We start from the raw sequence: 26,906 nt of genomic DNA on the forward strand, positions 1-26,906 counted from the left end.
TCCCCCAAAACGATCCATGTTCTTCCGTTACAAAGTCATGTTGTACCTCTATCATAAATAATGAATGAGTGTTCAGTCAATATTTTTTACAGGTTTGGGTACACTAATGAAACCTGTAAAGAAGGAGGAAAGATTCATGTTCATTCTGATCATCTTAGCGATACTCGTCATACTTGCACTATTTGTTATTCTTGATATTTATTTTGCAAAAAAGTATTTTTCCACACATGCCTTTGAACGAACGTTTGAAACAACTTCTGGGGACGCTCTCTTTTACCATAATGGTGAACCACTTTTTGAACAAATGCTTCAAGACATTGAAAAGGCTGTCTCTTCTATTCATATGATGTTTTTTATTGTAAAGAACGACGCGATCGGACAAAGAATCCTTCAAGCCTTAAAGAAAAAAGCAAAAGAAGGTGTGTCTGTTTTTTTACTAACAGATCGTCTTGGCTCATATTCATTTGACCAACAAACGATTGAAATGCTAAAGAAAAGCGGCATTCGATTTTACTTTTTAAATAAGCCTCGCTTCCCTTTTCTTATTTACCGATTCAATATGAGAAATCATCGTAAAATTACAGTCATTGATGGAAAAATAGGTTATATTGGTGGCTTTAATATTGGAGATGAATATGTAAACAAAAAAGGCCGCTTTGGCATATGGAAGGATTATCATTTACGCATGACAGGACATGTTGTCGCAGATCTACAGCATGTCTTCCTAAATGATCTGTACCGCTGTTCTGGTATTCATCAGCTTCAATATGAAGTTTTCCCGTCGCTTGAAGCAGGATCATTACGTTGCACAACTCATGCAACAGCTGGTTTTTCCCTTGAACACATGCTTCTTCACGATATTCAGAGCGCCAATAAGAATATCACTATTTGCACGCCTTATTTTATTCCGTCAAAATTGCTTTATCAGGCTTTACTTGATGCAAGAAAGCGAGGTGTGCATATTGTCATTGTCGTTCCAATGAAAGCAGACCATCCTCTCGTCAAAGAAGCAGGCTTCCATTACTTTAAAGATTTGCTGGACGCTGGATGCTTGGTTTATCGTTTTTACAAAGGATTTTATCACGCTAAAGCCATCCTCATTGATCAAGCGCGTTGCATGATCAGCACGGCGAATTTTGATAAGCGCAGTATCTTTTTGAATGAGGAAGTGGATGTTGTCATTGATGACGCAGCATTTACACAAGAAGTAGAACAAAAGGTGCATGAGCATATTGCGGTGTCTGAGCTGTTGACGAAGGAGAAATATAATAAAAGGCCATTGCTCACAAGACCACTCGAATGGCTTGGCGCTCTTTTTTCTTATTTTTTATAAAGGAGATGAAGCATGCGTTATCGCTTTGGATATGTTTCAAATGCAGTTACTCTTTGGGAGGCATCACCAGCTAAGTCCCTTACCTACACGAGATATAGCAAGCTGTCCAAGCAGGATCGAAAGGCAGCCCTTTTACGCACAACAAAGGCAAACTTAGTGAATACGTTAAGAACCCTTTACTATGCCATCGCACATGATATCCCACTTTATCGTTTTTCAAGCTCGATTGTTCCTCTTGCCACTCATCCTGATGTTCTGTGGGATTTTGTTTCACCTTTCAAGCAAGAGCTTCTCGAGATCGGAAGTGTCGTCAAAAGGCATGGTATGCGGATTAGCTTCCACCCGAATCAATTTACACTGTTCACCAGCTCAAAGCCCTCTATCACAAACAATGCGGTGATTGATCTAACGTATCATTATCAATTATTAGAAGCGATTGGGCTAGAGAAAGCAGGTTATTTGAATATTCATGTTGGCGGTGCTTACGGAGATAAAGCATCCGCTCTCCTACGATTTGATGAAAACATAAAACAACTACCAGCTCACATAAAAGCAAGAATGACATTAGAAAATGATGACAAAACATACACTTCTTTAGAAACATTAAGCGTATGTGAAAAACATGGCATTCCGTTTGTCTTTGACTTTCATCATTACATCGCAAACAAAGACGATCACACACCACTCGAAGACATCTTAAAACGTATGTTTCATACGTGGGAGGATACTGGGATTCCACCAAAAATTCATCTCTCTTCGCCTAAATCAGAAAAGGCGATTCGTAGTCATGCTGATTTTGTGGAAATGTCCTTCATCCTCCCCTTGTTTCAAGCATTAAAACCATTCAATCAAGACGTCGATTTTATGATTGAAGCAAAGCAAAAGGATCAGGCAATGCTTCGTCTAGTGGAAGAACTATCTGCTATCAGGGGGAATCGACGGACTGGCGGCGGCACGATTGAGTGGAAATAGATGAAGCATGCCATATGAGGTTTACAGTGAAACGAATAAGGGTAAGAAACGATTGTACTAAAGTTTTAAGTTGGAGGATCATGAGATGTCACAAATCTACTCACACAGACTCATTTCCCTTTACGATAAATGCCACCGTGCAAAGCATCAGTTATATGTATATTCCAAAAAAACAATGTGCAGAGTCAAAAACATTCTTGAGCTTGAAGCATTCCGGTTAACCCATCATGAATCTGATTATTTAATTGTGGTGGAAGGAAATAAAGCAAAATATCTCCTTCGATCCTTTGAAGGCGAGAACCTAGCATAAACAAACAGAGCAGTCACGGTGACTGCTCTGTTTTTCTGTTGATTCGGTTAGCCATACTTGTTTTCTTTCTGCATCTATCTTGACAGTCTTGCCAATTGGCATCGTCAGCATCGGAAGCGTATGGGCACAATCAAAATCGGCAATGATCGGTATGTTTGTGTAGCCAAGAACCTCTGTTAAAATGTCGTGTGGCTTCCTGCCAGTTCCTTCATCATCAAACAATTCATGCTTGCCTAACAGAATGGAAAAATGCTATTTTCATACATTACCCTATAAAAAGGATGTCTCTGCTTTGAATACACGACATGAAAGGGACTTCCCCAAATGCCATAAAGTCCTTATTTAAAAGGATTTTTTCTCGTTTTATTGACCAAACTGGGCTTGATGTAGCCTGCTATACACACCACCCATTTGAATTAATTCTTGATGATGACCTTGCTCTTCGATGCCGTCTTCTGTCACCACAATAATACGATCGGCATTTTTAATCGTTGCAAGCCTATGTGCAATCACAAGAGTTGTACGACCAACTGCCAGCTCGTTTAACGCATCCTGAATAGCCATTTCTGTCTCTGTATCAAGTGCAGACGTCGCTTCATCCAAAATTAAGATCGACGGGTTCTTTAAAAACATGCGAGCAATCGACAGGCGTTGCTTTTGTCCGCCTGACAGCTTCACACCTCGTTCTCCAATGACTGTATCAAGACCTTCTGGGAACCTGCTGACCAGCTCTTCTAAGTGCGAACGACGAACCGCACCCCAAATGTCTGCCTCACTTGCCTCTAAGTTCCCGTACGCAATATTTTCACGAATCGTGCCTGAGAACAAAAAGACATCCTGCTGAACAATGCCAATTTGCTGTCTGAGTGAAGACAATGTCATTGATTTTGTATTGATTCCATCAATCGTGATTTCGCCTGATTCAATCTCATAAAATCGAGGGAGAAGGCTACAAATTGTGGATTTCCCAGCACCTGATGGCCCCACAAAAGCAATTGTTTCTCCTTGGCGAATGCTCAAATTGATATTGCGGAGCACCTTGCTATGCTCATCATAGCCAAAGGTGACATTGTGATACTCAATTTCCCCTTTCAGATCCTCAACATCACGAGCATCTGGTGCATCCTTTACATCTGGTTCTGTATCTAATAAATTGACATAGCTTTTAAATCCAGCAATTCCTTTTGGATACATCTCAATCACTGTATTGATCTTATCAATTGGTCTGAACAACACATTGGTTAGTAAGACGAAAGCGATAAAACCACCGGCACTTAGCTGCCCTTGTAACACAAACCAAGTCCCCGCCACAAGAACAAATAATGTGACAAGACGTGTCAAAATATAACTGATCGATCCATTCACTGACATAATTTTATAGGAAAGTAGTTTCGCTTTACGAAAACGGTTATTATTTTCAGCAAAACGCTTCTTTTCAAAATTCTCGTTAGCAAAGGCTTGAACGAGACGAATTCCGCCAATGTTATTTTCGACCCTTGCATTGAAGTCTCCAATATCGTTGTTTAACTGAGTAATCGCCGTTGTCATTTTTTTATTAAAGTAAAGCGCAAGCCAAATGATGATCGGCATAATGAGGAAGGTTAAAACCGCGAGTTGCCAATTGATAAATAGCATGACAACAAAGGCGCCAATAATGGTCATAATGGCAATAAATAAGTCCTCTGGACCGTGGTGAGCAACCTCTCCGATATACATTAGATCGTTCGTCATACGTGACATGAGCTTCCCTGTTTTGTTGTTATCAAAAAATTTGAAAGAAAGCTTTTGAAAATGATCAAAAAGCTTTTTCCTCATATCGGTTTCAATATTGATTCCTAGCATGTGCCCCCAATATGAAACGATGAACTGCATGATGGAGCTAAATGCATAAACAATGAGAAGCCCAAGCGCTGTCCATCCAATAATGGTCCAATTGCCTGTTGGTAATAAAGTATCAATAAAATAGTTCACAATCAGTGGAAATCCTAGTTCCATCAGCCCTACAGCAATGGCACAAAAGAAATCCAGGAAAAACAGACCGCGATACGGCCTGTAATAGGCGAAAAAGCGTTTCAACATATGTGATGTACCTCATTTCTTCCGTTGTCATTGATAATGATTTTCATTTATATTATAGTGGAATCAACATGAAAATACTAGATTAGGAAGACATTTCTTGTTCAAGTTTCATCACAAAACGCCCGAAAACAGCCGAGCGAACGACTCTTTTATCCGCTCCTTCCAGCCTCTTTTATAAAAATGAACCGGTCTGATCTGGTCACTTTCCTTCATATCCTCTTCATAATGCGCCATCAGTTGCTCAATCGGTTCCTTAGCTGTCAAAAAGACATTCACTTCAAAATTCAGTTGGAAGCTCCGCATATCAACATTCGCTGTACCAACAGAAGCGAGTTCACCGTCAGCGATCATCACCTTTTGATGCATAAAGCCTTTTTGATAGTGATACACTTTAATCCCTTCTTTTAATAGCTCTGGAAAGTACGAACGAGTCGCATATTGCGTAAGGAAGCCGTCATTGATTTCTGGAACCATGACACGTACATCTACCCCTCTTGTTGCCGCAACCTTTAGAGCCGTTCGAATTGATTCATTTGGAACAAAATAGGGTGTAGCAATCCAAATAAACCGCCTTGCACTTGAGATCATGGCATCATATAAGTCACTCATGCTCTCTTTCATATCAGGGCCAGTCGGGACGACCTGTAATACGTCATCTCCAGTTACGGGGTGAGGGGTATGATAGACCGGCTCATCTATTAAGACCTCATCCGATACATATTCCCAATCAAGCATAAAGATGGAATGCAGGGTTTGAACGACCTCTCCTCTGAGCATCACGTGCGTATCTCTCCAAAATCCGATCCGTTCATCACGACCTACATATTCCTTTCCGACATTTAATCCACCGACAAAGCCTGTTTTGCCATCAATGACAACGATTTTGCGATGATTACGGAAATTGAATTTTTGATTAAAAAAGCCATACTTGATCGGTAAAAATGGAGCCACCTTGATCCCTGCCTGCTTTAAGCGTTTAATATCCTTTCGTGAAAAACGGATACTGCCTGCCGCATCATAAATGAATCGCACTTCTACCCCCTGCTTCACCTTCTCAATTAAAATCTCCATCATTCGATGTCCAAGGAAATCTGATTTAAACATGTAATACTCGATATGAATAAATGTTTCTGCTTTCTTCAGCTCTTCAAAAATTCGCGGGAAGGTTTCTTGCCCATTCTTCAAGATCTCAATCTCACTATTGGTATTCACATGCATGCCTGTCGCTTTTTCTGAATAATGAAAGAAGGTTCGCTGATGCTCTGTTAAACGTGATTCATCCGGCGTATCTTCCAACTCAGAAATTCTGCGTAATTTCTCTCGATTGTACATTCTTTTAGATTTGAATAGGTGACCTTTGACATAAAGCTGCCCTGAAAACAAATAGAACATATAACCGATGATCGGGAAGAAGATCAGTACATACATCCATAGCAACGTATGCTGGGATGTACGGTTTTCTAGCATGAGCGATAAGATACTAAACAATATAATGGCAATATAGCTGACAAAATACACATACACTGCAAGCTTTGGAACTGACATCCAGAATACAGCGTAAGCTCCAAATATCATGAAATATAAAAATAAAAACTCCAGTCTCCTCTTTTTCACATCGACCCGCCTCATTTATTTTTGTCTTTCCTTCTCTATACCCTTTGGACAATTTCTATCAAACACTTCCGATTCTGCTTCCTTCTAGCTTTTACAGACTGGATGGATTTGATCCTTTATAATGGAGAAACATGTTGTTGAAAGGAAGGCGTTTTTTATGCGTATACCGGAGCCATTAAAAAGGGGTGATCATATTCGAATCATCGCCCCTAGTCGGAGTGCAAGTATTTTATCAGAGAAAGGAATCACGCAGGCGAAAAAACATTTAGAAGAATTAGGACTGCACGTATCATTTGGAGAGTATGCATTTGAATGTGATCTCCATTCATCATCATCTGTTGAACACCGAATCGCCGATTTGCATGCTGCATTTTCAGATCATCAAGTAGATGGGATTCTAACAGCAATCGGTGGTTTTAATAGCAATGAGCTCTTGCCATATATTGATTTTGAGATGATTCGTCTGCATCCAAAAGTGTTCTGTGGCTATAGCGATATTACTGCACTCGCCAATGCCATTACAGCAAAATGTGATTTTGTGACATATTCAGGACCGCACTTTTCTAGCTTTCACATGGAGCAAATGCAGGAGGAACAAACAGCAATGTTTCAAGCCTGCATTATGAACGGCAAATCTTTTGAACTGAGTCCTTCTATCAAATGGAGTGATGACGCTTGGTATCTGGATCAAGTGAATCGCCAATTTTATCAAACAGAATGGAAAGTATACCAAGAAGGACAAGCTGAAGGGATGTTGTATGGCGGCAATCTATGTACGTTGAATTTGCTACAAGGTACACCCTACATGCCTTCTCTAAAGGATACAGTTTTATTTGTAGAGGATGATGAATTGGTGTTTCCTGAAATGTTCGCCAGAGACCTCACATCTATCCTTCAGCATGCGGAAACATTGAACGGATTAGTCATTGGGCGCTTTCAAAAGAAATCTAACATGACTGACGAACACCTACGCTTCATCTTAGATAAGCATCCCATCCTCAAAACCATTCCAGTCATATACGATGTAGACTTCGGACATACACAGCCGGTACTGACTTTTCCGATTGGCGGAAAGGTAAAGTTATGTAGCAAAGAAAAACAAATACAGATGACCATTAGTAAATAAAGACGAAAAGCACCCTGCATTAACATGCTTGAATAATGACCTTGACGGCTGTTTTTTAATTGGATACATCAAAAAAAGATCCGCGCATGAGGCGGATCTTTTTGCTTGTTTACATCTTTTCTGGAGCGGATACACCGATAAGCTTCAGTGCATTGGATAATGTAATTTGTGTTGCCTTCATTAATGTCAGGCGCGCAATTGTTTTTGTTTCATTCTCTAAGTCGATGACCTTCTCAGCATTGTAAAAGCTATGAAGAGCAGATGCTAAGTCATAAATATAATTAGTCACACGGTGTGGAATACGTTTTTCAGCTGCCTCTGCCACCACTTCTGGGAAGCTACCAATGATTTTGAGTAGATCATATTCTTTTTCTGATTGAATTTGAGAAAGGTCCGCCTTTTCAAGGTCAGGCTGATAGCCTTTTTCTTCTCCTTGGCGAAGCATACTGCAAATTCTCGCATGAGCATATTGAGCGTAGTACACTGGGTTTTCGTTTGACGTTGAAATGGCAAGATCCAAATCAAAATCCATATGTGTCGCTGCACTTCTCATAGCAAAGAAGTAACGAGTGGCATCTAAGCCCACTTCTTCAATCAGATCACGCATGGTTACAGCTTTACCTGTACGCTTACTCATTTTCATCTTTTCACCGTTTTTGTAAAGGTGAACGAGCTGAATAATCTCAACCTCTAGTATTTCCGCAGGATAACCAAGGGCTTGAATAGCCGCTTTCATCCGAGGGATATACCCATGATGGTCTGCTCCCCAAATGTTAATAAGCTGATCGAAGCCTCTGTCCAGCTTATCTTTGTGGTAAGCGATATCTGGAAGCAAGTACGTAAAGCTACCATCCTTTTTAATCAACACCCGATCTTTATCATCACCGAAATCCGTAGATCGGAGCCAAGTCGCACCTTCAGCTTCAAAGATATAGCCTTTTTCACGAAGCGTTTCAAGAGCAGGAGCGATCTTACCATTTTCATAGATGGATGTTTCAGAATACCAAACGTCGTATGGCACACGGAAATTCTCAAGGTCTACACGCAGTTTTTCTAATTCATATTTTAAACCGTACTCACGGAAGAACATCATACGCTCTTCTTCATTCTCATGAACGAAACGATCACCGAACTCATCAGCCAGCTTTTGTCCGATCCCTTTAATATCTTCTCCTCTGTAGCCATCTTCTGGCATTTCCTTTTCAAGACCGAGTGCCTCGAAGTAGCGAGCCTCTACAGAAAGCGCCAAATTATTCATTTGGTTTCCAGCATCATTGATATAATATTCACGGCTGACGTCATAGCCTGCTTTGTCAAGAATGTTGCAAAGAGAATCACCAACAGCCGCTCCACGCGCATGTCCAAGGTGAAGGTCTCCTGTTGGGTTTGCAGAAACAAACTCTACCTGGATCTTTTGACCGCCCCCTGTATTTGTTTCTCCATATGCGTCTTTTGCTTCAAGTACAGCCGGGATCAGTTTTGTTAAATATTGATTGTTCATATAAAAGTTAATAAAACCTGGACCAGCAATATCAAGCTTTTCAATAGATGCTTTCCCTTTATCAAAGGAAGCCACAATGTCTTCTGCAATTTGACGAGGTGCTTTCTTCGCAATTCGAGCAAGCTGCATCGCCATATTGGTAGAATAATCACCGTGTGCCTTCTCCTTCGGTACTTCTAGCAAGACATCAGGCACCTGGCTTTCTTCGGCAAGTCCTGCCTTGACGACTGCGGCAATAATCTCTTCCTTTAACGCATCTTTGACTTGTTCTGCAATATTCATGAACGTAAATCCTCCTTATATGAAATTGAAAGTGTATGTAAATGCTTCTGATTTTCACCTGTCAGCATATCGTACGAAATGTGAAGCAATCCTTTTTCTAAATCGAGTTCAATCTCATGAGTGTGCACCTCAAGCTGAAGTGTCCCGAACGGCATTTGATAATGGGTCTCCGTCGTTTCTCCAGATAAAAAACGTTGTTTCATTTGAATAGCACCTGATCTCATGACAAAGATTTCTGTTTCACTCAATTTTACCACTGTTTTCACTTTACCCATTTCATGTTCTTCGTGATAAGTCAGATACGTTTTTTCATTCTTTTGCTGATAAGTACCTGTCGTATGAAATTCTATCGTCTCCGCCGCTTCAGCCTCTGGCTTAATCACAGACTTTACATGAATTGAAATCTGGTTTTGTGTCAATTTTGCACTTCCTTTGCTAAGACCCGTTTAACTAAAGTATTATATCATATTCACATCAACCTATCATATCATCATTTCTAAACTTACTTGAAGTTAAACGGGTATTTCTCCCTAGTGATCCACTAGAAATATATAAGGTAAAAAAAGGATCTCAATGATGATACATAACGTATAAAAAAAGCCTGTTCACCGCGCCTTTCTAGAAGAAAGTTTGATGACAAGCTTTTTCATCTTACCTTATTTTACAAACCCTAGCAGCATTTCACGAATGAGCTTGCTCGCTGTGTTCGCTGTTTGATCGGAATGATCATAAACGGGTGCTACTTCCACTAAATCAGCACCTACTACCTGCACATCAGATCCTGCGATGGCATGGATTGAGGCAAGCAATTCTTTTGAAGTAATCCCGCCTGCATCTACTGTTCCAGTACCCGGCGCATGCGCTGGATCAAGAACATCAATATCAATTGTCACGTAGACAGGACGTCCTTTTAGCTTCGGTAAAACTTCTTTTAATGGCTCAAGCACTTCAAATTTAGAAATGTGCATACCAGCCTCTTTTGCCCATTCAAATTCTTCCTTCATTCCTGAACGAATGCCAAATGAATAGACATTTTCTGGTCCAATGAGATCTGCTACTTTACGAATCGGTGTTGAATGTGAAAGTGGTTCTCCTTCATATTCAACCCGTAAATCTGTATGTGCATCCATATGGATAATAGCTAAGTCAGGATATTTCTTATGCATCGCGCGAAATACCGGCCATGAAACAAGGTGTTCTCCACCCATTCCAAACGGAAATTTGCCCTTTTCTAAAATACTGTCAACATACTCTTCTATTAAATCAAGACTTTTTTGCGCATTGCCAAATGGAAGAGGTATGTCGCCTGCATCAAAGAACGACACTTCATGCAGTTCACGATCAAGATAAGGACTGTACTCTTCAAGTCCGATTGATACTTCACGAATTCGGTTCGGACCGAAACGAGAGCCTGGGCGGTAGCTGACCGTCCAATCCATTGGCATACCATATAAAATGACCTTTGCGTCTTCCCACGTCTGACTGCTTCCAATAAACACTTTTCCTGAATAGGCTTCATCAAATCTCATCAAGATTCCTCCTTTTACGCTTCAAAAAATGCGCAAAATTAAACGTTTGCGCATTTCATTCCCTCTATGTTTATTTCACTAAGTCACTCACGAATTTCGGTAAAACAAATGCCGCTTTGTGCAATTCTTTCGTGTAATACTTCGTCTCAATATCAAAGAAACGACTATCTTCAACTGCAAGTGGGTCATATTTTTTCGAACCGATTGTAAAAGTCCATAGACCACTTGGGTATGTTGGGATGTTTGCAATATACAGCTTAGTGATCGGGAAGATTTCCTTTACATCCCGTTGTACATTCGTAATGAGTTCTGGTGTAAACCAAGGATTGTCTGTTTGAGCGACAAAAATTCCGTCTTCTTTTAATGCTTTTGAAATTCCTGCATAAAACCCTTTTGTAAACAGGTTGACAGCCGGTCCAACTGGTTCAGTCGAATCAACCATGATAACATCATATTCGTTATCAGCTTCTGCAATATGCATGAAGCCATCGCCTACTTGCACGTCCACACGTGGGTCATCAAGTTTCCCTGCAATAGATGGGAGAAATTTTTTAGAATACTCGATGACTTTTCCATCAATGTCAACAAGTGTTGCCTTCTTCACGCTTGGGTGCTTTAAGATTTCACGAATCACTCCACCGTCTCCGCCACCAACAACAAGTACGTTCTCTGGGTTGGGATGAGTGAAAAGAGGAACATGGGCAACCATCTCGTGGTATACAAATTCATCTTTCTCTGATGTCATCACCATTCCATCTAAAAATAGCATATTCCCGAACTCTTCTGTTTCGACCATCTCAAGATATTGAAAGTCTGTTTGCTCTGTGTGTAGTGTTTTCTTCACCTTAAGCGTAATTCCAAAATTTTTCGTCTGCTTCTCTGTATACCAAAGTTCGCTCATTGTTCATCTTCCTCTCATCCTATGATGATAAATCATCTATTTTCTAGCCTTCATCGGCTCTTCAATCATTAGTGACATATCGTTTGTCCAAGAAAAAAGTATAGTGGATTCACTTCAAATTGTAAAGGTCAGCAATAGCTTGCCTTCATTTTCCCAGTATTCTAGCCATTCGGTTGTTTAAAACGTTTTTCTTTTTCACATACTGGTAAAAAACCGTCAAATTGGGGGCATTCGCATGGACACAATCACGAGTAATAAAAGAATCCGCATGACCATGAAAACGATAAGGGCTTGCTTTTTTATTGGCATGCTCGCCTTTCTATTTGCCGGTACGATCTTTTTAACAGTCATTCTACTAGCCAAATGGCAAGGTGCCCCCTCTGTACAAGTTCCCCAATCTACAACGATTTATGCAGCCGATGGGTCAAAGCTTGGAGAAACCAATTTCGGTGAAAAACGTTATTGGGTTCCTTTGAAGAAAATCGCCCCACATTTACAGCGAGCATCCATTGCTGTAGAAGACAAAACATTTTATCACCATCATGGCTTTGATATGAAGCGAATGGCAGGTGCCGCGATTGCCGATATTCGTGCGATGGCAAAGGTACAAGGCGCTAGTACAATCACCCAGCAATATGCAAGGAATCTTTATTTAGACCACGACAAAACATGGAAACGAAAATGGAACGAAGCCTTTTATACCATTCGATTGGAACAAAGCTATACGAAGAATGAGATTTTAGAAGGTTACTTAAACACAATTTACTATGGACATGGCGCTTATGGTATTGAAGCCGCCTCACGCCTTTATTTCGGAAAAAAAGCAAGTCAGCTTTCTATTGCAGAAGCAGCCATGCTCGCCGGTATTCCAAAAGGACCTTCTCTTTATTCTCCTTACGTCAATGAAGAAAAAGCAAATGCGCGAAAAAATATGATCCTACATCTGATGAAGGAACAAGGTATGCTCTCAAAAAAAGAAGCAACTGCTGCCAAACAGGAAAAGCTGACCTATCGCCCCATTCAAAAACAGTTACATGCAAAACAAGCACCTTATTTTTATGATGATGTGATTCGGGAGTTAAAGCAGACATTACGTCTAACAGATGAACAGATCGAAACATACGGGCTTCATATCCAAACGACCCTTGATCCAAGACTCCAACGTATCGCTGAAGAGACAATCAAAAAGACGATCAAATCGGCGTCAGATATCCAAGTTGGCTTTACGGCCATTCATCCGAAAACGGGACATGTTCTCGCACTTGTCGGCGGAAAAGATTATGAGAAGAGTCCATTCAATCGGGTCACACAAGCACAAAGACAGCCTGGTTCAACACTGAAGCCGCTACTTTATTATGCGGCGATTCAAAATGGCTTTACACCAGCAACCGTTATGCAAAGTGAAGAAACTGTCTTCGACACTGATGAATATGGCGGCACATATTCTCCGAGCAATTACCACGGTTATTATGCGAATGGCGGGATTACAATGCTGCAAGCTATTGCATTGTCAGATAACATTTATGCAGTGAAAACCCATTTATTTCTAGGTATAGAACAGCTTGTTCATGTCGGCAAGGCATTTGGCATTCAGTCCAAGCTCGATGCTGTCCCGTCCCTTGCACTAGGGACGTCACCAGTTAAACCGCTCGAAATGACGGGTGCCTATGGTAGGCTCGCAAATGGTGGACATGACGTTAAGCCAACCTTTATACAAAAAGTGACCGATGCGAAAGGAAATGTATTATACGAACAGGACAAAAAAACACAGCAGGTGCTCGATGAAAAAACCGCATTTGTCACTTCACAGATGATGACAGGCATGTTCAACGAGCAATTAAATGGTTATACAAGTGTGACGGGGCGGACCATTATCAAAGACCTCTCTCGTACGTACGCTGGAAAGTCAGGCACCACAGGTGCAGATAGCTGGATGATTGGGTTTTCTCCACATTTAGTTGCGGGGGTTTGGACGGGCTATGACAAAGATCGGACAATTGATTCTGTTGAAGAAACTGCCTATGCAAAAAAAATATGGGCGAATTTTATGGAAGAAGCACTTGAAGAACAGCCTGTTTCATCCTTTATGCCTCCTGATGGTGTAAAAGGCATCTATATCAACCCTAAAACGGGCGAAATTGCTGGTCCAGGGTGTGAATCAAAGGTTTTCACCTATTTCATAGAAGGAACTGAGCCGACAGGTGTTTGCTATGGAACGGAAGGTGACACGTCAGAACAAGAACCACCACCTGCACAGGGACCAAAGAAATGGTGGGAAAAGTGGTTACATCGGTAAAAATTAAAAAAAGACATGAAAAACCCCGAGGCAATCATGTCTCGGGATTCTCCATGTCCTAGCTTTACAATCAGTTTACTCAAAAGTGAAACGAAATGGTGTATCTTTCACCATTTTTCACAAAAAATTCACAATTGTTCATCTGTTGCTAGACTGTTTTTTAATTCCTCTGTTGATGCCTCCCAAAGCGCCTCATTATGATTTCTCAAGAAATCAGCAAGCACTTTCTTCGATGGATCATCCATATGATCAACCACAATATGTCGTTTCATTGATTTATCCATTAAATTCACATGCTCAGGAAGCGACTTATAGCCACGACGAATCGAACGGTCTACCATCATTTCACAAGCCGTCACACCTGCATAATAAGGTCCTTGTTCTCTTCGATCAATGGTCACCCAAACGAGCCAATATGGCTTGCCATTCGGCACCTCTTCTTTCGTTTTCAAAAATTTAATTCCCTTTTCAACAGCACTTCTCGCATGCATTGCACCAATATCAATAACAGCCTCTTTCTCCTCTACATCTATTATGACAGGAGAAATGTTGTCAAGGCTTAGTGCACCTGCACCGAAGCCGCCGTGACCATCTGTTGCATCTGTTTTTTTGATAATGTTAAAACCAATTGGCTTTTTCTTTTTCTCTTCCATTCTTTTGACCTCCTACAGCAACGGCTTGAAAATTTCGTTAAACCAAACGATGATTTGATTTCTTCCACTGATAAGCGGATCAAAAATAAATCGACCAAGTGGTGTAATCACCAAGATAAGGAAAATAATGATCCCATACTGTTCAAATTGCGTCATCTTTGAACGCATCTTTGGACTAACAACATCCTCAATAATCCGGTATCCATCTAGTGGCGGGAGCGGTAATAAATTAAACAAAAACAAGATCAGGTTCAAATTAATAAACATCAGAAAAAATCGATCTATCCCCGGCTCAAAGCGGACAAGCCATTCTCCACCAAACTTTTGAAGAAGCACATACACAAAAAAGCCGATAAACGCCAGCAGCAAGTTGCTAAGCGGGCCAGCAATGGACACACAAATTCCTGCTAATCGAGGCTTTTTAAAATGAAAACGATTGATAGGCACAGGTTTTGCCCAACCAAACCCAGCAACAAAAATCAATAGCGTACCAAACACATCAAGGTGCTTGAACGGATTTAAGGTGAGCCTCCCTTGATTTTTGGCGGTAGGATCCCCAAACCGATAGGCAACATACGCATGTGCAAGCTCATGCATCGTGAAAGCAATCATGAGCGTAATGGCGACATATGGAATATATTCTAATGGATAAACAAGAAACTGGTCCAAAGATGAATCCCTCTTTCTTTCTATACAATGGTTTACTTCATTCAGTATACTATAAGAAGTCCCTTAAACTAAAGGGAGAGCGTGATCATCAAAGGAGGTTCTAGGAAATGCCGATTGTGACAGTACAAATGCTTGAAGGAAGAACAGATGAGCAAAAAAGAGCACTTGTTGAAAAAGTGACGGAAGCGGTTGTGGAAACAACAGGCGCAGGCGTAGAAAAAGTTTCTGTCATTATTGAAGAAATGAAAAAAGAACACTACGCAGTAGCAGGCAAACGCATTAGTGACTTATAAGCATACAAAAGGACAAACATCTCATATAGTTGTTTGTCCTTGATCTATTTATTTTACTTATCTGTACCAAACTTTATTTCGATTAATCTGATTGCTATGAGCAGAATCAAAGTAATCAACCGTGTAAGAATAGTCATAGTTCATCAAACAAACGATCCCACTCCCCTGAGGATCATGATTTAAACCGAAGTTATGCCCATATTCATGAGTGGCTGCTTTTGCAGTATTTGCTGTCCCTTGATCAAGGTTTACACTGAATGCACTACCGTTAGGCTTATTCCCGTACACATATGCAATTCCACCTGCATCAAAGTTCGGATTTGCTGTAAATCCTGTGACAAATTTATAGCCTCTTCCATCAAAGTTTCTTTGAAGACTTTGCAAGATTTGCGAAGCGTTCGAACCAGACGATGTCCAAGAACCGACTGCCTGTACGACAAAGTCGATGTCGTAGTCACGGTTAAACGTCACATCCGCTTGCTCAATGATATTGACAATTCTCGTTTGCCAATCACTATACTTCGCACGATACTGCGCATCTGCCACTGCATATACACTTACCTTTTGACTACCTGTGTTTGCTTTTGTTGAGATAGAATCCCCCGTATTCGCCTTAAACGTTCGTGATCCAATCTGTTTTCCTGATTCATCTAAAATTTTGGTCGTAACATCACGCTCAATGGATGGAGCAGTCGTTAGATCCTTAAAATCTGGCGCTTTTGGCAGATCACCATCAATGAAAGTTTCAAAAGGACCATGATCGTGATCATGCCCGTTCCCTAGTCCTGAAATTGGTGCGGCGGAACCAATTCCCGGTAACAAACTACCTACCAATAAAAATGACAAAAAGACTGAACGTTTCTTCATACCCATTCCTCCTTTAATTGTTAACAAAGTCATTATTCAGTGAAAATTCTCTATTTTCCTTCTATTCAGCGAAAAACAGGGAAATGGATACACGAAAAAAAAGTCCAATTATGTCATAATTACTGTTTTTTTGAAATTCCGGAGTAAACTTTCTAGTAAACTAGGTCTTTCTATATGGTTCATAGAAAAAAACAAAAAGGCCCGAATTCCTCAGGCCTTTTAAGCATATCAGCATAGCTCTTTTAAACTGACAATGTACGCAAGTGCCGCCTCAAATTCATCGTCCGTATAGCGTTGCTTGCTTTTAATGGTAAAGACTTTCTCCTTCACTTCATCCTGCGGGAGATCGTCAAAATATAAAATGGTAGAGACAAGCTCTAAAAAACGGGAAGACTGTTCATTCATCTGTTGCACGACTGGCTTCACATCAGGCATGTCCACCTCAAACTGATCGAGAAATTCCTTTCCATTGTCTGTCAGTGAATAACGATATTGATAATAACCGCCCTTTTTCTCTTTCATCTCTTCCAAAAATCCAAGATTACATAACTCCTCAATCCGTAGTGTAAGCTCCTCTGAATACGGACCATAAAAGTGGAAATCATATTTCTCATAAAAAGGCATATTCAACTTTTTTGCTATGTAGATCATCTTTTGCAGCTTCTTCCGTCCAACGATTTCTCCTGATTCTGAGAATACCCTCATCAGCTTTGCATGTTCTTTCAACAAATTCCCGACATCTCCTTTATCTGTACTTCCTTATCCCAGTCCAAGCAATTTCATGATTGCCTTCTTTTCTTCAGCTTTTTCCGACATATCTACAATTAAGTCCATCGGGAAATAAAGTTTGTGATCGGTTCTTCGTTTACCGGAAATGGCGTCTACAATGTCTGACTGTCGCGATAATTCTTTAATATGACCGCTCTGTGTCAACAAGTGGATAGGTAACCGTTCCTCTTCTTCTCCTGGTCGATAAAAATCATAAGGCAAATCTGAAGAGGAATCGACCACTAAATAGTAGTCAGGGGCAATACCAGCCTCCTTAAACAAGGCTGTCAATTTGAAAAACTTTGTCATCTCTTCGTTCGGATTAAACTCTGTATATTGGAATAAACGGCGGTTCATAAAACGGCGGCATAAATCAGACAAAATCTTGTCTTCTTCATCCTCCCACGCCTGAAAATAAAACAATACAATCGATTCATCTAACTTAATATAATCTTCGGTGGTGACATGCCCTTCAAAGATGGAGTAAAAATGGACAGGAGCATGTGTAAACACATAACCTGTTTCATGTAATTCTTTTGCCCTGTGAAGGATTTTTGTTAAAATGACCTCTGCACTTCGCGTAACAGGATGAAAGTACACCTGCCAATACATTTGATAACGGCTCATAATGTAATCCTCTACCGCATGCATCCCGCTTTGCTTGATCACAATTTGATCCTCACGTGGACGCATCACACGCAAAATACGCTCCATATCAAAATGACCATAGCTGACACCTGTGTAGTAGGCATCACGCTGTAAATAGTCCATCCTGTCCGCATCTATTTGACTTGAAATTAAGCTGACCACTTGCTTATTTTGATACGTTTTTGCAATCACTTCAGCCACATGCTTTGGGAAATCTTCACTCACTCGACTCAGCACTTCATTTACTTCCGTCTGTCCAAGGATTATATCTCTCGTAAACATTTCATGATCTAAATGAAAGACCTTTTCAAATGAATGTGAGAACGGACCATGCCCCAGATCATGAAGCAAAGCAGCACTCAAAACAAGGTCTCGCTCCTCTTCATCCCATTCAGGACGACCTTTAAAGACATCATCCACAATTCGCCTCACAATCTCGTAGACACCGAGCGAATGGTTAAAACGGCTGTGTTCAGCTCCATGAAACGTCAAATAAGTTGTTCCTAGCTGCTTAATACGTCTTAGGCGCTGAAATTCTCTCGTTCCTATTAAATCCCATATTAATGCATCCCGTACGTGAACATAGCGATGCACAGGATCTTTAAATACCTTTTCTTCGGATAATTTCCCTTTTGGATACGCCATCGTTTCGTCCCTCTTTTTTTAAGACGTGTTTTTATTATATCGGGTAATTTCTCCCGAAAACATCCTTGAATTTGCTGGAGATAGTGTTCTAGTAGAAGCATCGCACAGAAAAAGCCCGACCTCCTGCGGACGGACCTTTCTTTTCGCATCACCGCAAAATGTTCAGTGAAATTTATTTGACTTTTTTTTGAACCTTTTCTAACAATTCATCTTCTGTTGGTGCTGATAATGGGCGATTATTGACAAACGCAAACGCTTTTTTTCGCCCCGGTCCGCAATACGATTGACAGCCGATCTCAATTTTCGCATCAGGATCTACTGATTTCAATCGAGGCAACAGCGTTTTTAGATTCGTCGCATCACAATCGTCACATACGCGAAACTCATTAGCCATGGTCTTACGCTTCCTTTCAATTATGAAACTTCATTCTATATGAAACAGTTGGACAACAATCGTTAATAATATACCATCAAACATTGTACATCGAAGCGACATCACTTGCAAGACGCACCATCACTAGAATTCTTCTCGTAAAAAGCTAGTATTTCCCACTATTCTTTTAGCAAACTTGTATAAACCTGCTTTAACTTGGCTAATCTAATACCATCAAATCATATGGGGGTTTCAAACATGTCAAAACAAAGACAAGATGCTTGGTCAGAGGAAGATGACTTGCTCTTGGCAGAGACGGTTTTACGTCATGTCAGAGAAGGCAGCACACAACTCAATGCATTTGAAGAAGTAGGCGATAAACTCAACCGCACATCAGCGGCTTGCGGTTTCAGATGGAATGCTGTCGTGAGACATCAATATGAAAAAGCATTGGCGCTTGCAAAAAAACAACGCAAACAGCGCATGCGTGCGCTTGGCAACGGACAGCCTGCAAAAAAACGCTTGCTGTATCAGCCGAAAATAGATGAGACCATCGCCAGTGAGCCTGTCACAACCACGCAGGAAGCAGTGCAAAATGAATCCTTCGCACCGGCAACTGAAACAGCTGAACAACTTCAATTTGTGGATCATAGCTATAATGAAGAGTTAGCTAGTTTATCACATTTATTGTCACAAGCTTCACAAATGACGATGGAGAAAACGTCGCAAGCACGTCAGCCTGAACAAAAACAAGGAATGACAATTGAAGATGTCATTCATTTCCTCCGCCGCTATGAAGGAGATGGACAGCAATCCACTGCCCTTCGAATGGAAAACAATCGCTTAAAACGCGAAAATAGCGAGCTTTCTCATAAAGTGACAAAGCTTGAAGAAGAGGTCGCAAAACTAGAAAAAGATCAGCTCACTATTCAAGAAGATTACGAAACACTCGTAAAGATCATGAATCGTGCAAGAAAACTAGTTTTATTTGAAGATGACGACACTGCCGCTCCAACATTTAAAATGGACCGAAACGGCAACCTAGAGAAAATGGCTGAATAACAAAAAAGTGCTCCCCATCAGCGGGAAGCACTTTTTTAAATGTCCAAAAACAGGATAAGACTAAATAGCACATTGATCAGAAAAACGAACATAAATATATACTTTACCTGTCTCACCTGAATATCACCAAAGATAAAAATATAAAGACCTGCGATGCCAAGTGTGAGCACAGGCTGAAGAAACGGCACTAAAAGCGAAATGCCGTAGCCGACTCCCATGATCACGGGGAGCCAAAGTAAATAGAGGTAACTGCCGTTTTTTGATTTCAAGATACCTACACCTCACTTTTTTTATTTGTCGATATTCAATAAATGTATAGTCTTATGTCTAAATAATATTAATTTTTTGTAATAAATGTCGATATATAGGATATAATTTTTAAGGAGCTGTTTTCATTGAGAAAATTTATATTTTGCCTAGCTACCATTATCTTATTAAGTAATGGCACTTTTACGGCACAAGCAACAGATGAGACTAATCAAGCAATTGAATTAGAAAGGCATAAAGGTTTTAGAAACGCAACAGAAGTTAAGACAACTATAGTAGATGAACACGACAGTCGACTATACAAAGTCTCTCTAGGAATGAACTCTACCGAAAAACTAACACTGCGTTCTTCTAAAACATTCGATGTAAAAATTACTAGTCCAAATGGTGAAATCATTACACAGAGAACGGGCATAGGCAGAAATACGTTAAACGATGAAGGAGTAGCTCAAGTTGAATTTCCAACAGATACAGTTGGAAATTACTTTATTTCGATAAAATCTTCTAATGATAATAAAAATCAATTTCCTTATGAATTAAATGTTGCAGCAGGTACTCCAGTTTTGTATCCATTTGATATAGAAAAAAAGATATCACTCAATAGAACGTCTATTACGTCGTTCAACAAAACAAGTTCAATACAATATTTTGATTTAACTAATGAAATTTCTATCCCTGATCATAGCTATATAACAGAAGTTCGAACTGATGGACCGGATAGTGGTCGTAACTTGTTAAGCTTATACACCTTAAAACGAAGCATACGTCCTGATTCCAATATGACTTGGTTTAATACAACGTACCCAAATTTCACATTGTTTCCTGCAGGTTATCCAAACGGCGCATGGATCCCTGTTAAACAGAGGTTCGCTTTCCGAATTTCTGCTAGTACATTTTATCAACCGGGTACATATACAATTGACCCTACTATTTATATCGTATATAGAGTCGAATTAAAATAATAATATATAAGATCGACAAAATGATTTTAATCATTTTGTCGATCTATTCTAATTAAAATTGTATAAAAATCAATCAAATTTCCTCTTTACCATTCTATCAAATAAACTACTAATAATATTAACAGTCTGCACCATTTAATTAAATTTCATTAACAAGCTGAGTACTTTCTTTTCATAACGCAATAATGTAACCCTCATAAATCATTTCATACAAAATGTCTATTTAAGAAGATTCTCATTTATATCTGCGCATCATAAAGATAACCACCGTTTTTTGATTTCAAGATACCGTTCCCTCTCTTTCTTCTATTTGCTCTGGTACAGGTTGAACAAACTTCAGTCCAGCTATGGTACGGCCTCGTTTACGTGATGTCCAAACGGCAATCGCTGGTTGATTAGATACAGATTCTGTGTCGATTGTGATCATCACTTTTTCATTTAATTCAATTGAAGCAGCGGTCTCCATTCTGCACCCAGACAAACTGATATCATGTATGATAATCGCCGTCTTCTCTTCTAATCGTCCTTCATAGGTTAGCGTGCCTGTTACATCTTGTAATGGTCTTCTCATCAATTTGCGTCGCAGAGCCATTGGCATTTTCTCCGTTTCCCTTAAAAAGCGAAACAACGTCCGAACAGCAAATGATTTTTCCTCACGATTTGTCATCGCCACATGTTCTCGTGTGAATAAGAAACGAATAAGCGATAAATACTCTGCTTTGTGTGTTTGATTAAAGGAGACACCGATCAAAAGCTGGTCTCCCTCTGGGTAGCTCCAGACCAGGTCACACGCAACACCTTCATCCTTTGAAAAGAATAATTGAGTTTGTCCTTGATAGAGATGAGGAGCCTGATCCAGCGGAACGGATAGACGTGCACCTGAATCACTCATATCTAAGAGAAAACAAGGAATATTATGATCTTGATGATCGGAACGAAGGTGCCCTTCTTTTTCAATGATAAATCGTTCTGATTTTCGATAACGCGGACGGTCAAACGCAACAAGCATTGCCATCAATAGACCTGCACCGTTATAAAGCACCCAAAAAATATTGATCATTGTAAGGTCAGCACTCATTGTACCTTTTATCTTAACGTCGTACCCTGTTTTCACAAGGACAAGCAATGAGAGCAACAAGAAGATCAAATGAGGGATCATCGTTTTCAAATGAAAATGCCTTTTGTCCGTTTGAATTCCCTTCGGTGTGACAAGAAATTCAATTCGCTTCTTCAAAAACAGCTCACTTAGAGCCGCACCAGCCAAGTGAAATGCCATCGATGTTTCATAAATATGACTCCAGAACATACTTCTTTTTTGATTGGACACAAGCTTAAATGCTAGATAAGAGCTAAAGAAAGCAGGTAGCCAAAACAAGAAAATCGACTTAAAATCTGCCCAAAAGCTTTGGATACCAAACAGTAAAAACAAGATCGGTGTTAGGATATAAATCATTTTAAACAAACCGTTAAACCAATAGACAATACCATCTAAATAAAGAACTCTTTGCATCACCGTTAAGCCATGAACCTTCAAAGGATTGAACTTACGGGCACATTGAATATTTCCTCTCGACCACCGATCTCGCTGCCTCAACAAATCAATCCAACTTTCAGGTGCCAGACCGACAGCTAACACTTCTCCAACAGACACGGATTTGAACTTTCCTTGGAGTAGCATTCCAGTCGCCATGTCTTCTGTAATCACACCTGTAGCAAACCCACCGATTTCATCTAGGGCGGCTCTTCTAAATACAGTGTTACTCCCTACATACATGACGGCATTAAATCGATCCTTGCCTGATTGCAGTGTTTGCATAAAGAAATCCTGTTCATTTGGAATACGATCCTTAGAGAACATATTGTATTGAAAGGGATCTTCATTATAAAACGCCTGTGGGACCTGAACAAATGCAGTTGCTTCATCTTTAAAATAAGGAACCGTTTTTTCTAAAAAGGAAGGAAGCGGCACCATATCTGCATCAAGTGTGAGAATGAGCTCCCCATTCGTTTGAGACATCGCATGATTTAAATTACCCGCCTTGGCAAAGCTATTATCTGATCTTGTTAGGTAATGAACGTCAAAATCACGGGCAAGCTGTTCCACAGACTGACGCTTTCCATCATCACATAAATAAATGTGGATGCGTTCTTTTGGATAGGAGAGGTTCACACAACCTGCAATAGTCCGTTTCAGCACCTCAAGTGGCTCATTATATGTAGCTATGAAAATATCAATCGTGGGAAGCCTGTCTAACTCACTCATCTTGATTGCTTTTCGCTTCGAAGGCTTCCAAACGAGTGTATAAAAAACGAACAGTTGCAAAAATCCGATACATTCACAAGCAACCAAAAGGATGCCTAAGACAATATTGAATGCTCCTTCATGCGGCAATGTAAACAGGAGACGCCAGCTGATATATACAACATTTGTTGTCACACAAAGGACAATGATGATTTTTTTAACAGCGGTGGATACTAGTTGAATACGATGTATACCATACAATATACATAAAAGAGCGAGCATAACTAAGGGGTAGTACGTGATGAATAATGACAATAAAATTTTCCCTTCTTTCTCTTTTTATGAAGAAATAATGAAACCATCATATATCATTTAGTTCTTTTCGCCTATTCAAATGCAAAAAAAGGAGAAAATTCTCCTTTTAACTAAATGCATCAAATACCTTCTCATTGCGCTCAATCATACGTGTCATGTTTTTCTCAAATTCCAGCTGCTCCCCTGCCGTTAGACCTGAAGCCGTCAGCTGTTCACTAAGCTTCTGAAGCTCTTCGAGTAAAAGACGCATGAGAAGCATACAATCAATCGGCTCACCAACTAATTCTGATAAAGATGCCATCGTATCAGGCTGAATATCAGGAAATGTTGCCTTCACATCTTGACGCTTATCCTTTAATGCCGCTTCATAAAAACGACGAATCAAATTAGCTCGCTCCCTGCCGCTTCCATCTGCACACAAATAGATTTGAACAGCAACACCGCCACGTAGCCTACGCTGTGAAATACCTGCAAATTTTTTCCCACCGATACTTAAATCGTAACTTCCTGGACAATATGAGCCGACAATTTCATAAGCCTCAATGTCAACCTGATAGGAAGCGAGCATTCGCTTTACAAGCGCAACCATCGCATCATATCCACGGTCAATGTCGATGCCTTTTTTCTGTTCTTCAAAAATTAAAGACACATTCAACACACCATCATCTAGCACGACCGCAAGTCCACCCGAATTCCGAACAATCACACGATAGCCCTCTTGTTCAAGTAAACGCACCCCATCGCGCAGGAAAGGAAGCCTTGTATCCTGAATACCGAGTACAATCGTATCATGATGCACCCAAGAACGCGCCGTCGCTGGTGCCAGCCCTTTTCCAACCGCCGCACAAAGCGTATCATCGATTGCAAAGGATTGCTTCGCATCAAAATAAGGACCAAGACTTGACTGGTCAATAATTCGCCACTTCGGCTGCGTCAGTAAATCAATAGGTTCATTTTTCATCTCCTGCATATCCTCTCGTTCATAAACTGTGTTTATTATAACATGGGAGGAACAAGGGATAAATTCATTGAAAAACAAGTGATGTGCGTCCCTTTAGGTAGTGCTTTCGATTTGCGTTTAGAGTAAAAAGATATTTTTTGGTTAATTAAAAGAAAAGACTCTAAGACAATGGGTGTCACAGAGCTTTTAGCTGGATGATTCGGTCTTCTTGTTTTTATTTTTCATTATGTAACTTACTGCGACGATCAAGACTACAGGTATCACAACAATGAGACCGACAGTGATCAACGTGTTCCAAGGCATTTTGATCATCTCCTTTATGGATTACACTTCTATGATACAGCCATCACTTACCCATTTTATCAAGTCTAGGGTCATCATCTCCACATGCTGAGGGTCTATTACACCAGCATCCACGATCCACACTTTTTTCTCTTCTTCAGCCTGCCGCATGAGAAATACTTGCCCGCCGCCATCATCACCAATCTCCACATAGCCGTTTGCATAATCATGGACTTCCCACGTTTCATTACGTTCTACAATATCCTCAGTACCGTATATAAGCAGCTCACCATCAATAGAAAACCCATTTATCTGTTTCAGTAAGGCTGTATAGGCATGAGGCAAAACCATGTTCAGTTCGGCTTCTGCCTTTTTAATGTTTATGTCACTTGCCGGATGGTTGATGAGCAGGTTTGGGATTCTGGGTAAATTGATCATTTACGGGAGCCTCCTAAATGGACGAGATATGATGTAAGCATCTCAATACAGAGCTTATCATCAAGCGCCTAATTTTTTTATGACCCTTTTATACATCCGAATGAACACCTTTAAAATGAAATAGAAAATGAACACATCGAGTAAAAAGCCTAACCATAGAAATTCAAAACCATGATGAGAATGCAGGACTAACCAATCAATGGGTAAACCTCGATAATTAGCATCGGGTGGATAAATCCCACTCATAAAAGATGTGCCAATCACAAGAAGAATACTGATACTTAATAACCAATTCGATACTTTTTTGTTTTTGTGTTTTTTATGATCCATACGCATTCCTTTCTGTATTTCCGCATCGTTTTTTTATTGCTCTAGATATCGCCACACTCTTTTAGCAAACTCTCTGCTTTATGTAATTCGTTTAGAAAGGGATTTTGATAGTCATTGTAACTATCCATATAAGCTCTTACACCGCCTACAATATATATCTTATGAAAATCTTCATTGTTCTGAATAATATTTCGTGCATCCTTATATCTTTTATATATTAAATGGAAAACACCTTGTTTTATCTCATGAGAATATTCTTTTTCTAGAATGTCTATTACCATTTGAACTTGTTTAGTTAGCTCTTCTTTTTTATCCATATAATCCTCCTATTTCTCGACATTTTTTTAAGTTGCGGCATTTTGGGACAAAACAAAAAGTGAAACTCGAGTTGTTATTACTTGAATATATAAAAGGCCCTTTCTTGAAAAGGGCCTCATATGTTTTTATTTACTCTTTTTCTAAAGCTCCATTTTATTTTTTGAAAGGATAATGCTCTTTTGTTCCTGGGACTTTTCCTGTTCGAGGATTATCAAAGGGTCGTACATTAAAGTGAGGCCCTTGTCCACCTTTTTTAAGACCCGCGCTATGATCTTGGATAATAATTTTCTGACCCTTATTATTAGTATATAGATGCTCTTTAGTCCAAATAACCTTACCATTTTCGTCTTTTATGACACGCTACCTTCATGGGGAGCGGTTCGCATCTCTACACGCCGAATTGATTCAGGGTGTTGAGATCTTATAATGCCTGCATCCTTTTTAGCTTCATTAAGAGCACCATATCTGCTAGGAAGTTTAACTTTACTCTTAGAATCTTTACCAACCTTAGAAACTTTTTTAGCTACTTTCGCCCCTTTGTCTATTTTAAAAACATATTTTCCAACCTTTGTTATTTTTGTAACTGGGATGATAGCGGCTACGGATAAGGCTTGGTCTGTGCCGCTTATTTTTTTGCCAGTTTCGGGATCTTTGCCTGTGACGGCTCGGTAGCCGTCTTAAATTCCGCTATATTCTAGGACGATGTTTTCAACGTTTGAGACGATCTCTCCGTCTAATATGCGTTTGGCGTTTCCGTTGCTGCGGCTTTCTGGTATTTTGTCGACTTCTTCTGTTTTGTCATCACAAAAACAACTTGGACAGAAGAAAGGTGAGCCAACACCTCTGTAAGCTCACCTTTTTTAACTCTGC

The 26,906-nt window shown here is 40.0% G+C and carries 29 protein-coding genes; 8 read left to right on the forward strand and 21 right to left on the reverse strand.

Features of this window, described 5'->3' with window-relative positions:
• The first annotated feature begins 136 nt into the window (after nt 1-136).
• The 3 genes from cls (ACQKEZ_RS08510) (at nt 137) to ACQKEZ_RS08520 (ending at nt 2,615) form a co-directional block, all read left to right on the forward strand.
• Nucleotides 137-1,333 carry a cardiolipin synthase gene (gene cls / locus ACQKEZ_RS08510; RefSeq protein ID WP_427299866.1) on the forward strand — a complete coding sequence of 399 codons (1,197 nt, stop codon included), beginning with the start codon at nt 137-139 and terminating at the stop codon, nt 1,331-1,333.
• A 12-nt stretch (nt 1,334-1,345) separates the two neighbouring features.
• On the forward strand, nt 1,346-2,305 hold the full coding sequence (gene uvsE, locus ACQKEZ_RS08515; RefSeq protein ID WP_427299867.1) for a UV DNA damage repair endonuclease UvsE: 960 nt from the start codon (nt 1,346-1,348) through the stop codon (nt 2,303-2,305).
• An 85-nt stretch (nt 2,306-2,390) separates the two neighbouring features.
• Nucleotides 2,391-2,615: a general stress protein gene (locus tag ACQKEZ_RS08520; protein ID WP_427299868.1), complete on the forward strand. Its 225-nt coding sequence runs from the start codon at nt 2,391-2,393 to the stop codon at nt 2,613-2,615.
• Here ACQKEZ_RS08520 and ACQKEZ_RS08525 read toward each other — a convergent pair.
• The 3 genes from ACQKEZ_RS08525 to cls (ACQKEZ_RS08535) all read right to left on the reverse strand — a co-directional run bounded on the left by ACQKEZ_RS08525 (nt 2,607) and on the right by cls (ACQKEZ_RS08535) (nt 6,308).
• Complete coding sequence (locus ACQKEZ_RS08525; RefSeq protein ID WP_427300532.1) at nt 2,607-2,858, reverse strand: hypothetical protein; 252 nt, start codon at nt 2,856-2,858, stop codon at nt 2,607-2,609. The two genes, ACQKEZ_RS08520 and ACQKEZ_RS08525, sit on opposite strands and share 9 nt — an antisense overlap.
• A 120-nt stretch (nt 2,859-2,978) precedes the next feature.
• Nucleotides 2,979-4,694 (reverse strand): ABC transporter ATP-binding protein, encoded by a 1,716-nt coding sequence (locus ACQKEZ_RS08530; protein ID WP_427299869.1) that lies wholly within the window; start codon nt 4,692-4,694, stop codon nt 2,979-2,981.
• A 111-nt stretch (nt 4,695-4,805) separates the two neighbouring features.
• Nucleotides 4,806-6,308 (reverse strand): cardiolipin synthase, encoded by a 1,503-nt coding sequence (gene cls, locus ACQKEZ_RS08535; RefSeq protein ID WP_427299870.1) that lies wholly within the window; start codon nt 6,306-6,308, stop codon nt 4,806-4,808.
• A gap of 157 nt (nt 6,309-6,465) precedes the next feature.
• On the opposite strand from cls (ACQKEZ_RS08535), the gene ACQKEZ_RS08540 reads away from it, so the two are divergent.
• Nucleotides 6,466-7,434 carry a S66 family peptidase gene (locus ACQKEZ_RS08540; protein WP_427299871.1) on the forward strand — a complete coding sequence of 323 codons (969 nt, stop codon included), beginning with the start codon at nt 6,466-6,468 and terminating at the stop codon, nt 7,432-7,434.
• Nucleotides 7,435-7,543: 109 nt separating this feature from the next.
• Here ACQKEZ_RS08540 and argS read toward each other — a convergent pair whose 3' ends face one another.
• The 4 genes from argS to speE all read right to left on the reverse strand — a co-directional run bounded on the left by argS (nt 7,544) and on the right by speE (nt 11,647).
• Nucleotides 7,544-9,217: an arginine--tRNA ligase gene (gene argS / locus ACQKEZ_RS08545; protein WP_427299872.1), complete on the reverse strand. Its 1,674-nt coding sequence runs from the start codon at nt 9,215-9,217 to the stop codon at nt 7,544-7,546.
• Nucleotides 9,214-9,636, reverse strand: coding sequence for a DUF1934 domain-containing protein (locus ACQKEZ_RS08550; protein WP_427299873.1), 423 nt, complete (start codon nt 9,634-9,636; stop codon nt 9,214-9,216). The genes argS and ACQKEZ_RS08550 overlap by 4 nt, the downstream gene beginning before the upstream one ends.
• A 237-nt stretch (nt 9,637-9,873) precedes the next feature.
• Entirely contained in the window at nt 9,874-10,746 is an 873-nt protein-coding gene (speB, locus tag ACQKEZ_RS08555) for an agmatinase (protein WP_427299874.1), read from the reverse strand.
• Between the two features lie 70 nt (nt 10,747-10,816).
• Complete coding sequence (gene speE, locus ACQKEZ_RS08560; RefSeq protein WP_427299875.1) at nt 10,817-11,647, reverse strand: spermidine synthase; 831 nt, start codon at nt 11,645-11,647, stop codon at nt 10,817-10,819.
• A gap of 235 nt (nt 11,648-11,882) precedes the next feature.
• Between speE and ACQKEZ_RS08565 the strand changes: the two genes are divergently transcribed.
• The gene (locus ACQKEZ_RS08565) at nt 11,883-13,943 is read left to right on the forward strand and encodes a transglycosylase domain-containing protein (protein WP_427299876.1); all 2,061 of its coding nucleotides are present in this window, start codon (nt 11,883-11,885) and stop codon (nt 13,941-13,943) included.
• Between the two features lie 128 nt (nt 13,944-14,071).
• Here ACQKEZ_RS08565 and ACQKEZ_RS08570 read toward each other — a convergent pair whose 3' ends face one another.
• Together ACQKEZ_RS08570 and ACQKEZ_RS08575 are read right to left on the reverse strand one after the other, a co-directional pair.
• Nucleotides 14,072-14,596 (reverse strand): YwhD family protein, encoded by a 525-nt coding sequence (locus ACQKEZ_RS08570; protein WP_427299877.1) that lies wholly within the window; start codon nt 14,594-14,596, stop codon nt 14,072-14,074.
• A gap of 12 nt (nt 14,597-14,608) precedes the next feature.
• The gene (locus ACQKEZ_RS08575; protein ID WP_427299878.1) at nt 14,609-15,265 is read right to left on the reverse strand and encodes a site-2 protease family protein; all 657 of its coding nucleotides are present in this window, start codon (nt 15,263-15,265) and stop codon (nt 14,609-14,611) included.
• A gap of 107 nt (nt 15,266-15,372) precedes the next feature.
• On the opposite strand from ACQKEZ_RS08575, the gene ACQKEZ_RS08580 reads away from it, so the two are divergent.
• Entirely contained in the window at nt 15,373-15,558 is a 186-nt protein-coding gene (locus ACQKEZ_RS08580) for a 2-hydroxymuconate tautomerase (RefSeq protein WP_427299879.1), read from the forward strand.
• Between the two features lie 57 nt (nt 15,559-15,615).
• Here the strand turns inward: ACQKEZ_RS08580 and ACQKEZ_RS08585 are convergent, their stop codons facing one another.
• From ACQKEZ_RS08585 to ACQKEZ_RS08600, 4 genes are all read right to left on the reverse strand, one after another.
• A complete protein-coding gene (locus tag ACQKEZ_RS08585) occupies nt 15,616-16,425 on the reverse strand; it encodes a zinc-dependent metalloprotease (RefSeq protein WP_427299880.1) in 810 nt (269 codons plus the stop codon).
• Nucleotides 16,426-16,653: 228 nt separating this feature from the next.
• The gene (locus ACQKEZ_RS08590; RefSeq protein ID WP_427299881.1) at nt 16,654-17,154 is read right to left on the reverse strand and encodes a YwgA family protein; all 501 of its coding nucleotides are present in this window, start codon (nt 17,152-17,154) and stop codon (nt 16,654-16,656) included.
• A gap of 30 nt (nt 17,155-17,184) precedes the next feature.
• On the reverse strand, nt 17,185-18,486 hold the full coding sequence (locus ACQKEZ_RS08595; RefSeq protein ID WP_427299882.1) for an HD domain-containing protein: 1,302 nt from the start codon (nt 18,484-18,486) through the stop codon (nt 17,185-17,187).
• A gap of 172 nt (nt 18,487-18,658) precedes the next feature.
• Complete coding sequence (locus tag ACQKEZ_RS08600; RefSeq protein WP_003215259.1) at nt 18,659-18,880, reverse strand: DUF1450 domain-containing protein; 222 nt, start codon at nt 18,878-18,880, stop codon at nt 18,659-18,661.
• 237 nt (nt 18,881-19,117) lie between these two features.
• On the opposite strand from ACQKEZ_RS08600, the gene ACQKEZ_RS08605 reads away from it, so the two are divergent.
• The gene (locus tag ACQKEZ_RS08605) at nt 19,118-19,921 is read left to right on the forward strand and encodes an RsfA family transcriptional regulator (RefSeq protein WP_427299883.1); all 804 of its coding nucleotides are present in this window, start codon (nt 19,118-19,120) and stop codon (nt 19,919-19,921) included.
• A gap of 35 nt (nt 19,922-19,956) precedes the next feature.
• On the opposite strand, the gene ACQKEZ_RS08610 is transcribed toward ACQKEZ_RS08605, so the two are convergent.
• The gene (locus ACQKEZ_RS08610) at nt 19,957-20,190 is read right to left on the reverse strand and encodes a DUF5970 family protein (RefSeq protein ID WP_427299884.1); all 234 of its coding nucleotides are present in this window, start codon (nt 20,188-20,190) and stop codon (nt 19,957-19,959) included.
• 126 nt (nt 20,191-20,316) lie between these two features.
• Here ACQKEZ_RS08610 and ACQKEZ_RS08615 point away from each other — a divergent pair, with 126 nt between their 5' ends.
• A complete protein-coding gene (locus ACQKEZ_RS08615; protein WP_427299885.1) occupies nt 20,317-21,150 on the forward strand; it encodes a hypothetical protein in 834 nt (277 codons plus the stop codon).
• Between the two features lie 280 nt (nt 21,151-21,430).
• Here the strand turns inward: ACQKEZ_RS08615 and ACQKEZ_RS08620 are convergent, their stop codons facing one another.
• The 7 genes from ACQKEZ_RS08620 to ACQKEZ_RS08650 form a co-directional block, all read right to left on the reverse strand.
• Nucleotides 21,431-23,707, reverse strand: coding sequence for a glycosyltransferase (locus tag ACQKEZ_RS08620; protein ID WP_427299886.1), 2,277 nt, complete (start codon nt 23,705-23,707; stop codon nt 21,431-21,433).
• Nucleotides 23,708-23,813: 106 nt separating this feature from the next.
• A complete protein-coding gene (locus ACQKEZ_RS08625) occupies nt 23,814-24,668 on the reverse strand; it encodes a lipoate--protein ligase family protein (RefSeq protein ID WP_427299888.1) in 855 nt (284 codons plus the stop codon).
• A 324-nt stretch (nt 24,669-24,992) separates the two neighbouring features.
• Complete coding sequence (locus ACQKEZ_RS08630; RefSeq protein WP_427299890.1) at nt 24,993-25,388, reverse strand: SMI1/KNR4 family protein; 396 nt, start codon at nt 25,386-25,388, stop codon at nt 24,993-24,995.
• A 60-nt stretch (nt 25,389-25,448) separates the two neighbouring features.
• Complete coding sequence (locus ACQKEZ_RS08635; RefSeq protein WP_427299892.1) at nt 25,449-25,718, reverse strand: hypothetical protein; 270 nt, start codon at nt 25,716-25,718, stop codon at nt 25,449-25,451.
• A 41-nt stretch (nt 25,719-25,759) separates the two neighbouring features.
• Complete coding sequence (locus ACQKEZ_RS08640) at nt 25,760-26,035, reverse strand: hypothetical protein (RefSeq protein ID WP_427299894.1); 276 nt, start codon at nt 26,033-26,035, stop codon at nt 25,760-25,762.
• A 154-nt stretch (nt 26,036-26,189) separates the two neighbouring features.
• Nucleotides 26,190-26,390, reverse strand: coding sequence for an HNH/endonuclease VII fold putative polymorphic toxin (locus ACQKEZ_RS08645; protein ID WP_427300534.1), 201 nt, complete (start codon nt 26,388-26,390; stop codon nt 26,190-26,192).
• Nucleotides 26,387-26,665, reverse strand: coding sequence for a hypothetical protein (locus ACQKEZ_RS08650; protein ID WP_427300536.1), 279 nt, complete (start codon nt 26,663-26,665; stop codon nt 26,387-26,389). Before ACQKEZ_RS08650 ends, ACQKEZ_RS08645 begins: the two co-directional genes overlap by 4 nt.
• Nucleotides 26,666-26,906: the final 241 nt, after the last annotated feature.

This window comes from Bacillus sp. NPDC077027 (genome assembly GCF_050269555.1).
Taxonomy (GTDB): domain Bacteria; phylum Bacillota; class Bacilli; order Bacillales; family Bacillaceae; genus Bacillus.

Bases quoted from the DNA above. Each gene is read 5' to 3' on its own strand.
- cls (WP_427299866.1), top strand. From the start codon at position 137: ATGTTCATTCTGATCATCTTAGCGATACTCGTCATACTTGCACTATTT.
- uvsE (WP_427299867.1), top strand. From the start codon at position 1,346: ATGCGTTATCGCTTTGGATATGTTTCAAATGCAGTTACTCTTTGGGAG.
- ACQKEZ_RS08520 (WP_427299868.1), top strand. From the start codon at position 2,391: ATGTCACAAATCTACTCACACAGACTCATTTCCCTTTACGATAAATGC.
- ACQKEZ_RS08530 (WP_427299869.1), bottom strand. From the start codon at position 4,694: ATGTTGAAACGCTTTTTCGCCTATTACAGGCCGTATCGCGGTCTGTTT.
- ACQKEZ_RS08540 (WP_427299871.1), top strand. From the start codon at position 6,466: ATGCGTATACCGGAGCCATTAAAAAGGGGTGATCATATTCGAATCATC.
- argS (WP_427299872.1), bottom strand. From the start codon at position 9,217: ATGAATATTGCAGAACAAGTCAAAGATGCGTTAAAGGAAGAGATTATT.
- speB (WP_427299874.1), bottom strand. From the start codon at position 10,746: ATGAGATTTGATGAAGCCTATTCAGGAAAAGTGTTTATTGGAAGCAGT.
- speE (WP_427299875.1), bottom strand. From the start codon at position 11,647: ATGAGCGAACTTTGGTATACAGAGAAGCAGACGAAAAATTTTGGAATT.
- ACQKEZ_RS08565 (WP_427299876.1), top strand. From the start codon at position 11,883: ATGGACACAATCACGAGTAATAAAAGAATCCGCATGACCATGAAAACG.
- ACQKEZ_RS08570 (WP_427299877.1), bottom strand. From the start codon at position 14,596: ATGGAAGAGAAAAAGAAAAAGCCAATTGGTTTTAACATTATCAAAAAA.
- ACQKEZ_RS08580 (WP_427299879.1), top strand. From the start codon at position 15,373: ATGCCGATTGTGACAGTACAAATGCTTGAAGGAAGAACAGATGAGCAA.
- ACQKEZ_RS08585 (WP_427299880.1), bottom strand. From the start codon at position 16,425: ATGAAGAAACGTTCAGTCTTTTTGTCATTTTTATTGGTAGGTAGTTTG.
- ACQKEZ_RS08595 (WP_427299882.1), bottom strand. From the start codon at position 18,486: ATGGCGTATCCAAAAGGGAAATTATCCGAAGAAAAGGTATTTAAAGAT.
- ACQKEZ_RS08600 (WP_003215259.1), bottom strand. From the start codon at position 18,880: ATGGCTAATGAGTTTCGCGTATGTGACGATTGTGATGCGACGAATCTA.
- ACQKEZ_RS08605 (WP_427299883.1), top strand. From the start codon at position 19,118: ATGTCAAAACAAAGACAAGATGCTTGGTCAGAGGAAGATGACTTGCTC.
- ACQKEZ_RS08625 (WP_427299888.1), bottom strand. From the start codon at position 24,668: ATGAAAAATGAACCTATTGATTTACTGACGCAGCCGAAGTGGCGAATT.
- ACQKEZ_RS08630 (WP_427299890.1), bottom strand. From the start codon at position 25,388: ATGATCAATTTACCCAGAATCCCAAACCTGCTCATCAACCATCCGGCA.
- ACQKEZ_RS08635 (WP_427299892.1), bottom strand. From the start codon at position 25,718: ATGGATCATAAAAAACACAAAAACAAAAAAGTATCGAATTGGTTATTA.
- ACQKEZ_RS08640 (WP_427299894.1), bottom strand. From the start codon at position 26,035: ATGGATAAAAAAGAAGAGCTAACTAAACAAGTTCAAATGGTAATAGAC.